Annotated in this window: 12 protein-coding genes and 1 other RNA gene; all 13 read right to left on the bottom strand. The window is 25.3% G+C overall.

Annotated elements, in window-relative coordinates; translation table 4 throughout:
• Positions 1 to 22 precede the first annotated feature (22 nt).
• The 13 genes from ssrA to JXZ92_RS00275 all read right to left on the bottom strand — a co-directional run bounded on the left by ssrA (position 23) and on the right by JXZ92_RS00275 (position 13,350).
• Positions 23 to 432, bottom strand: a transfer-messenger RNA (tmRNA) gene (ssrA, locus tag JXZ92_RS00335).
• Between the two features lie 2 nt (positions 433 to 434).
• A complete protein-coding gene (gene smpB, locus JXZ92_RS00330) occupies positions 435 to 872 on the bottom strand; it encodes an SsrA-binding protein (RefSeq protein WP_205851776.1) in 438 nt (145 codons plus the stop codon).
• A 670-nt stretch (positions 873 to 1,542) separates the two neighbouring features.
• On the bottom strand, positions 1,543 to 3,342 hold the full coding sequence (locus JXZ92_RS00325; protein WP_205851775.1) for a hypothetical protein: 1,800 nt from the start codon (positions 3,340 to 3,342) through the stop codon (positions 1,543 to 1,545).
• Between the two features lie 307 nt (positions 3,343 to 3,649).
• Positions 3,650 to 4,666: a hypothetical protein gene (locus JXZ92_RS00320; RefSeq protein WP_205851774.1), complete on the bottom strand. Its 1,017-nt coding sequence runs from the start codon at positions 4,664 to 4,666 to the stop codon at positions 3,650 to 3,652.
• 6 nt (positions 4,667 to 4,672) lie between these two features.
• Complete coding sequence (locus JXZ92_RS00315) at positions 4,673 to 5,872, bottom strand: MAG3720 family protein (protein ID WP_205851773.1); 1,200 nt, start codon at positions 5,870 to 5,872, stop codon at positions 4,673 to 4,675.
• A gap of 21 nt (positions 5,873 to 5,893) precedes the next feature.
• Positions 5,894 to 6,802, bottom strand: a complete 909-nt coding sequence (gene rsmH, locus JXZ92_RS00310) for a 16S rRNA (cytosine(1402)-N(4))-methyltransferase RsmH (protein WP_205851772.1) — start codon at positions 6,800 to 6,802, stop codon at positions 5,894 to 5,896.
• Complete coding sequence (locus tag JXZ92_RS00305; protein ID WP_308699348.1) at positions 6,792 to 7,226, bottom strand: cell division/cell wall cluster transcriptional repressor MraZ; 435 nt, start codon at positions 7,224 to 7,226, stop codon at positions 6,792 to 6,794. Before JXZ92_RS00305 ends, rsmH begins: the two co-directional genes overlap by 11 nt.
• A gap of 155 nt (positions 7,227 to 7,381) precedes the next feature.
• A complete protein-coding gene (locus tag JXZ92_RS00300) occupies positions 7,382 to 8,053 on the bottom strand; it encodes a TrkA family potassium uptake protein (RefSeq protein WP_205851769.1) in 672 nt (223 codons plus the stop codon).
• Between the two features lie 7 nt (positions 8,054 to 8,060).
• On the bottom strand, positions 8,061 to 9,869 hold the full coding sequence (locus JXZ92_RS04030; RefSeq protein WP_205851767.1) for a potassium transporter TrkG: 1,809 nt from the start codon (positions 9,867 to 9,869) through the stop codon (positions 8,061 to 8,063).
• Between the two features lie 43 nt (positions 9,870 to 9,912).
• On the bottom strand, positions 9,913 to 10,149 hold the full coding sequence (locus tag JXZ92_RS00290) for a YneF family protein (RefSeq protein ID WP_205851765.1): 237 nt from the start codon (positions 10,147 to 10,149) through the stop codon (positions 9,913 to 9,915).
• 101 nt (positions 10,150 to 10,250) lie between these two features.
• The gene (locus JXZ92_RS00285; protein ID WP_205851763.1) at positions 10,251 to 11,342 is read right to left on the bottom strand and encodes a M42 family peptidase; all 1,092 of its coding nucleotides are present in this window, start codon (positions 11,340 to 11,342) and stop codon (positions 10,251 to 10,253) included.
• A gap of 89 nt (positions 11,343 to 11,431) precedes the next feature.
• Positions 11,432 to 12,505 carry a hypothetical protein gene (locus JXZ92_RS00280; protein WP_205851761.1) on the bottom strand — a complete coding sequence of 358 codons (1,074 nt, stop codon included), beginning with the start codon at positions 12,503 to 12,505 and terminating at the stop codon, positions 11,432 to 11,434.
• An 83-nt stretch (positions 12,506 to 12,588) separates the two neighbouring features.
• The gene (locus tag JXZ92_RS00275) at positions 12,589 to 13,350 is read right to left on the bottom strand and encodes a hypothetical protein (protein WP_205851759.1); all 762 of its coding nucleotides are present in this window, start codon (positions 13,348 to 13,350) and stop codon (positions 12,589 to 12,591) included.
• Positions 13,351 to 13,416: the final 66 nt, after the last annotated feature.

The raw sequence follows: 13,416 nt of genomic DNA, 5'->3' as shown, positions 1-13,416 counted from the left end.
ACATTAAAAAGATGTAAAAAAATGGTGGAGGTAACGGGAGTCGAACCCGTGTCCACACATAAATTATTATCATACTTCTACAGTTTATTTAGTTTTGAATATTTTTTAAAGAGGCAAATAATTCATTTTAAGTAATTAAACTAACAAAATTCCTCATTCTTAAAATAAATAGTGAATTTCAAATAAAAGACACCACCCTTTTATTTTATCCTTTAAAACCTATGTTTATACTAAAGGAGTTGCATAAACACAACTTGACGCTAAATATTAAGCGAATGCAAGATTTGAGTTAGCGTAAAACGCTGGTGAAGAAAAGTTAAATTCTTCGTTTTCTTTTTTATCGTTTCCGTTTAAAAAGCCTAGTAGAGATTATAGTCCTCAACACTACTGCAATATAATAAAACCTATATATGTCGAAACCATTATACCCCCAATTAATAAAATTTAATTGTTGATTTAATTTTGTTTTGAGCTTCTTCTTTACGTATTTTTTCTCTCTTATCGTATTTTTTAAGACCACGCGCTAATGCAATCTCTAATTTTAATTTAGATTGCTTGTTAAAATAAAATTTAAGTGGTACTATAGTTAATTTTTGAGTCTCCATTTTATGTTTTAACTTACGAATTTCGTTTTTATGAGCTAACAATTTTCTATCACGTGTTGGTTCGGCTTTAAATAACATATACTGTTTAAAAAAAGATTCTTTTAAATAAAGTTCATTTTTATAAATAGAACAAAAAGCGTTATCTAAAGATACTTGAGAAGCACGTGCAGATTTTATTTCTCACCCTAATAAAGATATTCCTACTTCTAAACGATCTAATATTTCGTAGTCTCTAAAAGCTTGTTTATTGCTAGCTATTATTTTCATAAGTAATATTATTATAACAATTTTTAAAAAATAAAATTATTTAATACTAATTATTTTATGTATAAAAATAAAAAGTAAAAATGCTTGTTTATTATTTTTGCTTTTTAAGCTTATTAAAGCTTATTTTTTATATTCTTTATAATACTACTTATTAGTTTTATAAATAAACCGATTTTTTCTTTAAATGTCTATTTACAAAATTTGTGGTTTTTAGCTAACTAACTATGAATATTTTTGGCTTTAGTTTGAATCGTCCGGTTATTTATTAACTCTATTATCAATTTATACATTTAAATAATCAGAACGTATTTTATTATTATCAACTTTAAGTATATTTTTTCATTATATTTACATCTCTTATTTTCTAATAGAGGTTTCTTTTTAAACTTAAAATCATCTTGTGAAGTATTTACGTTATTTTGTATTTTTCGCTATCTTTTAAAACATAAAAACTATTATTGTCACAAGCAAAATGGTTAGGATTGCAAATAAGTGTTTTGCTAAATTGACATATAATAATTTATATTTACAGTTTTTCGTCATTAAATTTTAAAAAAATGTATTACAAATATAAAAAATGAAATAAATATGTGCAAATAACTTTAAACTAAAATTAAGATAAAAATATATTAAAAACCTATACCATTAACTTGATATAGGTTTTTAATAATTAGTTCTTTTTCTTTTGTTCTAAAAACTCACTTAGTGGTTTAAATTCGGTAATAGGATAAAAATCATTACTTGTTAAATTTCACTTATAAATACCATATAAATTATTGTAATTTATTTTATAATAGTCTTTTTTATCTTCATTTTCTCGATTGATTATATTTATCTCTTCATTTAAAGGAATAATACTTGGATCAACAACTTCACGCTTTGAATCAAGCGAATCGTAACCATCAAGTGTTTGTTCGATAAATTGCATTGTAGACATTAAGACAGTTGTTGTTGCTTGAAGTGTAAATAATTTCATATTAGGAATTATTTTATCATTTTGTCTTTTAAATAAAACAGATTCACCACTATTATTTTCTAAATTAGAATAGTCAAGAGATAACATGTTTTCTCACGAAACAGAAGGGTCTAAAATAATATAATCAGAAACATCATCTTTACCAAGAAGCATTTTAACATAATTTAATGATTGGTTTGGTTTATAATATGGATGTAATTTAAAAAGATAATTATATTCACTACGAGGATAAAGTTCTTCGATTTTTGCAAAATACGCTATTGCTTTATCTCTCAATTTTTTATTTTCTGAATAAGCACCATTTCTAAAAAGAGATGAACCCATAAAAACCATATTCTTTTTATTAGCATCATATTTATCACTATTTAAAACCATCAAATCCTTTAATGATTTCGGAGTACTATCAGTACTATTTTTCATTAAATTATTGACTATTAAAATATCTTTAAGATAATCAGTTCCTTTTAACCATCCTTCTTTTTCTAATTTATTTAAACTTGTAGGATATGAATTAACATTAATCTTAGCCCATGATTTACCTAACTTATCAAATATTTTGTTAAGACTAACACTATAATTACCTTGAAAATTAAAAATTTTAACTTTTTCTTTTAATCTATAATATTCCCTTGCGTTAAATTTATTAATTCCATTTTTTGTATCAAAAGCTTGTTCTATATTTTTTATATCTTCGGGTTCTTTTTTATTTGATACATAATAAAAATATTCCGGAATAAATTTAGCTAGTTGTGCATTACCATCTGAGATAATAACTATTTTTTTAGCATGTTTTAACAAATACTCTCTAGCATCTGGACGTAAACCCGTAAATGAAATATCTGGAATAACTACGTTAAACTTGTTTTCTTTATTCGCTTTTAAAAACGGTTTAAAAACATATTCTAAAAATGTTTTAGTTGGTATAACTCTATAATTTTCTAAAGTATCATAGTAGTCCAAAATTTCTGTTTTATATACATATGAAAATTTACCATCTGCGACATTTAATTGGTGATTTTCTAATTTAATACTATTTTTATATTTTTCTTGTAAATAATTTAAATTAAATCTTTTGTTTTCTTCTAAAACATCCTGATCACCTACATAAACAATCTTTGTTTTATCGTTTTTGATTTTATTAGAATAATTTAAAGTAGCAATAGCATGTTGCATACTTGTGTTTCAAACTTGACCAGCATTTCTGTTAAAATAAAAGGTAGGACTTTCATCTTCTGCTGTTTGTTTTATATCATCAAGAAATGAATTAAATTGAGTTTTCTTGTATTCTAATGTTTCTGGATCTAATTCAAAAGTATTTTGAATAGAATCTTTAATATTATTAAAATCTAAATCTTCATATACATTTAATTTTTCAATTCCTAATTTATCTTCATTATTAGGCTCATCTGCGTTTACCTGCGGAGATTGACCAACGCATGAACTGAGCGCTATTATAGGAAACGTTGAAGCTATAATAGCTAGTAATTTTTTCATAATTTTCTCCCTTAATTTTTGTTTATTCTTTATTTGATTAACTATATTATAATGAAATTTAACTATTTAAATAAAATAATTTATAAGCAAAAACTAATATTATATAGGGGAAAAAGTATTTTTTATAAAATTTAAATATATTATTTATTTTTAAAATAGAAAAAATAAAAATATAACGTGGCAATAATATTAAAAACTCGCAGCTATAAAGGCTGTGAGTTTTTAACAATTAAATTATTTTTAATTACTCTTCGAAACATCAAGTAATTATTACTAATCTAACTCTCATTAAATCTAAATATTCTTATTAAAATTCAATATCTGAAGTATCGTTATAATCAATTATTATTTGTTCTTTTCCTTCGTTATCATCATAATTTATGATAAAATCATCTTCTTCAAAGCCATTTGCATCAGTTAAATTATACGAAATTTCTTCAATAAATTGCATAGGCTCATCCAAAATATCTTTTTGTTCATTAATATTTTTATATTCTGCGTTCATAAAAATCGTAAGTTTGATTTTAGTGTCATTATTTTTTACAAGAATTAATTTAGGTTCTAAATTAAATTTAGATTTTAAATTTTCTTTTAATATATATAATTCATCAAGCGTAAAATCAGAACTATGTTCAATAACTACTATTGCTTGATTTAAATTATCAAAAAAACTATCCTTATATTTCAATAATTTATCTAAAATTTTAGTAACTCTTCTCGAACCAAAAGCTCAAGCGGTAATAATGTTTATTTTATTCGAATTATTAAACTTATTAAAAATGTTTTCTTTATCTTCTATATAGTTATTATTATGCATATGATAATAAAATTTTAAATAATCATTTACTATAATAGATTTTAATTTTAAAATATCTTCTTCATTAAAAAATTCTAATTGTTCTTGATAGTTTTCATTATTTATCAAATATATAGAACACATTTCGTTAAAAAAATGTTTTTTTATTTGATCGAAATCGGAGTGATTATAAAATGAAATTAAATTAACTTTTTTATTTAAAGATGAAAGGAGCGAAACAAATTCTTTTACTGCTAATAAATTTGCAGCATTTAAATTAACTAATAAAAATATTGTATCTGAACCAATAATAAATGGTTCTAGGTGCAAATAATTGATGAATTGATCAGATTTTCAATTATTAACCAATATTTTATTTTCTAGTTTAGTATTATTTAATGTTTCGAAATCGCTATCAATTGCAATATATTCAAATTCTTTTATTAATGAATTTATTTTGATTAAATGATCTACTATTTGAATGCTTTCTTTACCAAAATTTATAACTAAAGTTTTATGTTGTTTCATATAAGTCTATTTATTAATAGAAAATCAAGATTTAAATACTGTAAGGAAGGGTTTATTTTTTACTTTTTCTATATTAAACTCACTTGTTATGGTTTGCAAATGCGAATAATCATCTATTTCATTGTTATTTGAAGCTAAAACAGCTTGTTGAAATGAAAAGTCTAAATCACTAATTAAACTAAATTGTTCGTTTCTAATATATGGAAATAAAGAATTGAAATCACAATTTGAATAAAAATCGTCATTTTTATTTTTAAGCGACACAACTCAATAAGGTAATAAATTATTGTTATCAGAATGCAATCAAATTTTAGCTTTTTTTGCATTTTTAATTAATTTAAGGATGAATGCTTTTATATAAGAATCTAAAGCTATGTAAAGTTTGCTAATATTATTTTCTAAAATACTATTTATTTCATCAAAGTTTATAAATTGTTGATGGAATTTTTTATCAAGAATTGAATTTAATCTTGAATCTAAAATATTTTTATCAATATTTTGTAGTTTGCTATTTTCAAATAATAAATCAGTTCCATTATTTATTATTTTTTCAGCATATATAATTCCATTTTTGACTATATTTAGTAATATTTTATCTCTTAATACATGAACCATTATTTGGTTACCTTTATAAGGTAAAAGTTTATTAGCTAACAATTGGTTTTCCAAATAGAAATAATAATTTTGTCATTTAGTTTGTTTAAATGCATTTAATATATTTTTAAGCTTAATAAAATAATTTTTTGTATTTTGATTTGTGTTTATATATAATCTTGATTTATATTCCTCTGCTGAAGAATGTTTTTTATCAATTGGTAAAATTTTGTACTCTTTTGTTCAACCATCATCAAAATATAATTTATATTTGTATACATTTTCATTTAATAAAACTTCATTTTCACAAATTACTAATTTATCATTTATTGATACATTATTATCATTAATAATATTTATTTGATGCTTGTATTTGTAATCAAAAATTTGATCGGAGAATATTAAATTAATTTTTTTGTCATTTTTATGATATTTTTTTAATAGATTAATCAAATTTTGTTCAATTATAGATAACGAATCATTTAAGAAATTATTATATTCTATTTTCTTTTCTGATTCGACTTGAATATAATTTTTATCAATTTGTTGAATAACTGAAAGGATGATATTATCCTTATTTATCTTAAAACTTATAAAAGTTTTGTAATACATATAATACCCTCCCACACGATGTTATTCATTTTTTGTTATGATTCTTAATTTAGCACTTTTTGAGCGCCTATTTTCTTCAATTTCACTTTTTGATGGCGAAATTTGTCTAGTTTGATACTTCTTAACTTCCATAATTGGTAGTTTTGAAGGTATTTTCGATATTGTCAGTGACTTAAAAAAGTTTTTAACAATTCTATCTTCGATCGAATGAAAAGTAATTATTGATAGTGTTGAATTAGGCTTAAGTAATTTTATAGCATCACTCAGCATCGTTTCTAATGAACTTAGTTCATTATTAACTTCAATTCTGATAGCTTGAAAAACAGCTTTTGCAGGATTTTTTTGCCTTAATAATGCCGCTGGATAAGCACTTTTTATTACTTCAACAAGTTCTAAAGTGCCATTAATTGGTCTATTATCTACAATAGCCTTCGCAACTCTTTTTGAGAGTTTAACATCAGCATATTTTCATAGTATATTTTCCAAATCACTTTGTGAATATTGATTAACTATATATTTAGCATCAAGTTCTTGTTCTTGATCCATTCTCATATCTAGTTGTGCGTCTTTGTTGTAACTAAAACCTCTTTCTTTGTTATCGATTTGAGGAGACGAAATACCTAAATCAGCTATTATACCATCCACTTTATATATATTCAATTCTTCTAACTTTGATTTTATATCTTTGAAATCACTTTTAATTAGGGTAAAGTTATTTGATATTTTACTTAATCTTTCGTAAGACTTTTCAATAGCAAATGAATCTTTATCGAACGAATATAAATGTCCAGTTGTTAAATGTTTTAAAATTTCAGAAGAATGTCCACCCATACCAAGAGTTAAGTCCACATATATACCATTAGGTTTTATATTTAACGAACTAATTGTTTCTTTTAATAATACGGGGTAATGTTCTTTACTATCGTTCATTTAAAGTTGAAATTTCCTGTGCTAATTTTGATAAATCATCTGGATTATATTGGTTTTCAAATTCTTCAAACATTTCTTTAGATCATAGTTCAACCATTGAACCTACACCGACAAAAATTACTTCTTTTTGGATAGTTAGTTTTTCGATAATTTTTTTAGGTAAACTAATTCTACTCATTGAATCTAATTTAATTTCAAATGCATTCCCCATAATTAATCTAGTTAAATTACGGACACTTTTATCAAAAAAACTTTTATTTTCAAATAATTTTAAATATTCATTAAAAGCTTCTTTTGTTCTTAATTCTGCATTACCATCAAAACCAATCGTAAGTATAAATTCATCACCCAATTTTTCTTTAAAAACAGGGGGCAATACCACTCGATTTTTGGAATCAATGTTTCTTAGTTGTTGTCCTAACATTTTTACCACTTCCTCCCACTATCCAATAATATTTTACCACTTATACACACAAATAATTTTTTTTATAGTATTTTTTTGTTTTTTTAAGATTTTATGGTTAATTTTCACAAATTAAAATAAAAAAAGACGCCTAAATTACGTCTTTTTAAGTTTCATTATTCTTTATTAAATCATTGGAACGCTTGCGTTACATCTTGGATTTCTCCGATTACAGTAATAAGATCATCTTTTTTTAATAAAGAATCTCCTGTAGGTCTAGCGTTTTTAGATTTATTTTTAATTAAAACAATTGTTATACCACGTTGATTTAAAGATAAATCTTTAATTTTTTTATCAAATAAATCCGGATTTTTTACTTGTGTAGTACCAAGCACAAAATCATCGCCTAACTCTTGTAAATTTTCGCTATATCTAAGAAAATTTGTATTGGCAGAAATAAGTGCAGCACGCTTTCCGGCTTCATATTCGGGCCTAATAATAACGTGCGCTCCAATTAATTTTAATACTTTCGCATGCCTTCTACTTGTAGCTCTAACTATTAAGTTAGGAACTTTCATCTCGATTAGAGCTGCAACTATTTCTATATTATTAGGTACAGCAACAACAACAGTACCGATTTTATCAATATCAATACTTTTTAAAAATTTAGTTTCTGCTGCATCACCAATTAAGATATTATCAGCATCTTCTTCGTATAATTTTAGTCGTTCTTCACTTTTATCAATTATTGTGATGTTTTTACCTAATTTTAAAAGCTGATCTACAACGGATTGACCAAAACGACCTAATCCGATTACGGCTATGTCATCTAAATATTTTAATTTCATTTTTCTCCTAACCTATCGCTACATCAGAATCAATATATTCATAATTTCTATCTTTAGATTTTTTTCTCTTTCAAACTAATAAAGTTGATGAAATTCCGAATTGTCCAATGAACATTATAAGTATAATCATAATTTTTGAAAAATTATTTAAATTTTTAGTAATTCCTGAGCTTAATCCTGTTGTACCGAAAGCACTAGCAACTTCAAATAGTAAATGTTCAATTTGATAGTTTTCTCTATATATGTTTAATTCATCTTTTTCCGTTAACAACTCTGATGTTGGTATTAAACCTCCATATGTATCGAGAGATGTTATTAAAAACATTGTAGCAACAATTAATAATAATAAAGCAATAACAAAAACTTGTGTAGACATAAACACTGTTTTAGTTTCAATCGAGCGTTTGAAAATCCTTACTCTACTATTACCAACTAAAACTGAATAGATAGTTAATATTAAAATTGCAAATGTTGTTGTTCTAATTCCACCACCAGTTGAGGAAGGTGCAGCACCTATAAACATCATAATAATTATTGTAATACTGCTTCCGTGTGTTAAATGTCTCATATTAATAGTTGCAAATCCGGCGCTTCTTGTTGAGAATGCAGAAAATACCAATGCAAATATACGATCAAATTTTGAACCATATAAATGACCATAATCTAAAAAGGTTTTTAAAGAATTTCCTTTTGAATCTACTTTATTGATTAGATCTCATATCTGTTTATGAATTCCTTCTAAATTTGAAGAATCAAAATTATCACTCAACATCTCTTTTGCCATAACTGAATTACTTTTACTATATTTTAATCACTCTAAATAATCTTTAAAATTTTCACTAGGTATATAATATTTATTTCATAAATCATTTAGCCCGTAACTAGTTAATTCAAAAGATAAAATCATAATTAAACCAACTACAAAAATTAAAAAATAAGAAATTATAGATATTTTTGTAAATAAAGTAAAACGATATTTTTCTTTATTTTTATTCAATTTATGTCTAATATAACGTTTTATATCGTATAATGCGGGGTAACCTATACCTCCTATTATTAGTAAAATAATAAATCAAATTTGTAAAAAATAATTTTGATAATATGGTAATAAAGAATTACCAGAAATAATGTCAAATCCTGCATTATTAATTGCTGAAATGGTGTGAAAAAAACCAAATCTAAATGCAAGAGATCAATCTCCTGTTGGATCGATATATTTTTTTTGACCACTAGCATCAGTTAACAACAATTCAATACCTTTAGTTTGTATAGGACTAACAAAATAAAAGTAAAAACTCATTAGAAAACCAGATATTAATATGGTTATTAATAAAAATTTAACAGAGTAAATAACTAATTTTGTAGTTTGATTAAACTTTGCGCTACCACGTTCACTTTGGAGCATCTTAACCGATATAACAGAACTATTATTTCGTTGAAAAAGATAACCTAAAACAAAGAATTTTAGTGCAAATATACCAACACCACCCATTAAAATTAAAATTGCTATTATAGATTGTCCGAGCATATTTCAATGACTAAAGGTATCATAAACAGCTAATCCTGTATCACTAAAAGCGCTAGCTGTTGTAAATAATGCATTAACATACGAAGTGGCATTTGTTCAATTCTCACTTGGATTTGTTTGCGTAACCGGGCTTCACAACAATAAACTAAAAATAAAAATAATTAATATATAAGATAATAAAATATATTTTAATTGTGGTATTTTATTTCTTCACCTAATTATATTACTAAAGAAGTTGTTAATAAAACTTCTTCTAAAAAATCTTTTTAATTTTATAACTAAATTCATATTTCCTTTTAAATTAAAAAACTCATTAACTAAATAATGAATTTTATTTTTGTTGTTGCATTGAACGCATTATTTGTCTAATTTGTGTTTCACTCGCTTTACGTCCCATTTGTGAGAACATAATACGAATCATTTTTTCATTAATTGGTGGATTTTCTTTTAATTGTTTTTCGAACATTTTTTTAGTTAAAAAGAATGTTGTTAAACCTACCGCAAAACCTATCCCAATTATTAAACCGATTATTATTCCGGCTAATGCTCCTCCACTAAGTTCGATCATATTTTCTCCTTTATTGTGTTTATTAATATTATTTTATCATATATTAATATATTTTAAATTATATGAAAAAATTAAGTATTTTTAGACATAAAATGAGTTTTTTATGAATATTTAATTTCTTTTTGGTAAATATTTTGATTCATTTCTTTTACAAAATTATCCAATAAATCAAGTGTTGCTAGTAAATCAGAAATTGCTATAACACCAATTGGGCTATGTAAATATCTTTGTGGTAAAGATAAAGTAATTGTTGCAGCTCCGCCTTGAGCGTATTGTAATTCTTTAGCGTCTGTTCCTCCGCCTGCGGCTACAAATTTATAAGCATTAATATTATGTTTTTTTGCTAAATTAAATATAAATTGCACTAATTTAGTATCCATTAATGTTCCGCCATCTTTAACCCTAAGAGCAGCACCTTTAAATAAAGCTGTTGTACCTTCAATTGTTCCAATTGTATCATGCGAAGAAGTTGTATCCAAAGCGATGGCGATATCTGGATTAATCATTGAAACTGAAGTTTTGGCTCCACGCGTTCCAACCTCTTCTTGTACTGTTCCTACTAAATATAAATCTATGTCTAAATATAAATAAGCAACTTGATTAGCTAAAAATTCCAAAATAGTAACACCGGCACGGTTATCCATAGCTTTTCCGCCAACTAAATCTTGGTTTTTGAATAAAATTGTTTCACCTGAAATATATACTCTATCACCAATTTCAACACCATTTTCAATAGCTTCTTCTTTATTTTTAAAACCGAAGTCAGCATATATTTCATCATTTGTTATAGCTTTTGACACTTTTGAAGATTCCATGATGTGTATACTTGTGTGCCCAAATACGCCAATCATACTTTCACCTTCACTTGTAACTAATTTAGCTTTTGTTCCTATTATTGTAGAAGCTCATATTCCGCCGATAGGACTTAATAATAACTGACCTTTTTTATCTATACTTCTTACTATATATCCGATTTCATCCATGTGTGCAGCTATCATAACTTTAGGTGCATTCGGATTATTTGATTTTTTATGAAAAATAATTGAACCAAATTTATCTCTTATGACTTCAAATTGTTCTTTTATTATATTATTTCTTAATTCTTCTGCAACCGGTTCTTCATATCTTGACATCGCATCAATTTCAAGATATTTAATTAAACGTTGTTTAAATGATTCTGTTCTTTTATCCATATGTATTTCTCCTTAATTTAACCTTTAGTAAAATAATTATAAATTATTAATATAAAAAATTCACAACATTTGTTGTGAATGTCATTTAATTATTGTTGAGTTTCTGTTGCTTGATCTTTAACACTAGTTTCGTTTAAGAAATCATTAACTTGTTTTAAAGTTTCTATATTTGTTGTAAGTTTTTCTAACTTTTCAGTTAATATTTTTTTAGATTCATATTTTTCAATAGCTAAGTTTAAATATGATGACAAGTAAGCTTCTGAATATTCTTTCGCCATTTTTGTCTTTTCTTCAGTCATTTGTTCTGGATTTTTTATTAATTTGTTAAAATGACTAACTCTACTTGCTAACCCATCAAATTGTGCTTTCTTAAATTTTTCTAAATCATTTGTATTTACAAGTTCATTGTATAATTCATTTATTTTAATATTAATTTGATTATTATCATCACCAAATTTTGGATTACGGTCGTTAAAATCTCAATTAAATATTAGTCAATTTTCTAAAAGTCTTGGATGTAATCCTTCATTAAATTCATAACCATCTTTATATTTTCAATCTCAATTATCATAAGCCGAACTTAAATTTTCTTTTTTAATTATTCAACCATCTTTGTTATATAGATCAGAGTAATTTCCATCATAACCTAATAATGCAGCAAACATATTTTTAAGTCCTGTTGTTTCATTTAATTTTTCTTGAATTTCAGGATTATTTGTATATCTTTCCTTATTTGAATTTTTACTATATGTACCTTCATTTAATTCTCAATTAAAAAATGTATCTTTTTTATCATTAATATAATCTGTTTTTTTATCTAATTCATCAATTTTAATAGTAATTGCACTAGATTCATCTTTAAATTTATTTGATAACTCATCAAGACTTAATGTTTGATATTCATCACTAGATGCGATAATTTCTTTTATAGAAGTTGTTTTTTTAATGAATTCGACAAAATTTGTTTTAAATGTTGAAATTTCGTCTCTCATAGTTGTCAATTCTTCTCTTGTTTTATCACCTTCTAAATTAAAATCATTTAATTTAGAAGTTACCCTCTCTTTTTGAGTTTGAAATATTTCGTCTAATTTTTGATTTTCGCTATTTATGTAATTTTTAATTTCATTAATTTCATTTTTAAGATCTTCTTCAGGTTGTTCCACATTAGTTTCATCTTTTTTATCATCTGTTTCTGGTTCATGTTTTGTTTCTTCAGAATCTTGTTTTGGATTTTCAGTATCAGTTGTTAATGGAGTTTTAGTATTTTTCCCGCCAGAAGTTTCTGTTCCTTCAGAATCTTGTTTTGGATTGTCGGTACCGGTTGTTGGTGGAGTTTCTTCTCCCGATTCTTGTTTTGTTCCTTCAGAATCTTGTTTTGGATTGTCGGTACCGGTTGTTGGTGGAGTTTCTTCTCCCGATTCTTGTTTTGTTCCCCTTCAGAACCTTGTTTTGGATTGTCGGTACCGGTTGTTGGTGGAGTTTTAGTATTTTTCCCACCAGAAGTTTCTGTTTCTTCAGAATCTTGTTTTGGATTGTCGGTACCGGTTGTTGGTGGAGTTACTTCTCCCGATTCTTGTTTTGTTCCTTCAGAACCTTGTTTTGGATTGTCGGTACCGGTTGTTGGTGGAGTTTCTTCTCCCGATTCTTGTTTTGTTTCTTTAGAATCTTGTTTTGGATTTTCAGTATCAATTGTTGATGGAGTTTTAGTATTTTTCCCGCCAGAAGTTTCTGTTCCTTCAGAATCTTGTTTTGGATTGTCGTTACCGGTTGTTGGTGGAGTTTCTTCTCCCGATTCTTGTTTTGGATTTTCAGTATCAGTTGTCGCACCACCTTCTGCAGGAGTATCTTTGCTATCTAATTTATCTTCGGTATTTAAACTGTTATCTACATTTTCCTTATTTTTATTTGTACCATTAGTATTAGCGCCACAACTTATAACTGTAGTTGCTATTGCAACTAATGGTAAAGATATTGCTAATCCTTTAAATCATATTGTTTTAAACCTCATAATATTTAACCTCTTATTAATGTTTTTATTTATTTTGTATTGTATTTTTTGTAAATAAAGATATAT

It is taken from the genome of Mycoplasma sp. CSL10137 (assembly GCF_017116845.1).
Taxonomy (GTDB): domain Bacteria; phylum Bacillota_I; class Bacilli_A; order Mycoplasmatales; family Metamycoplasmataceae; genus Mycoplasmopsis.
The sequence above is the reverse complement of the archived record's forward strand: the minus strand, read 5'-3'. Positions and strand labels throughout refer to the sequence as shown.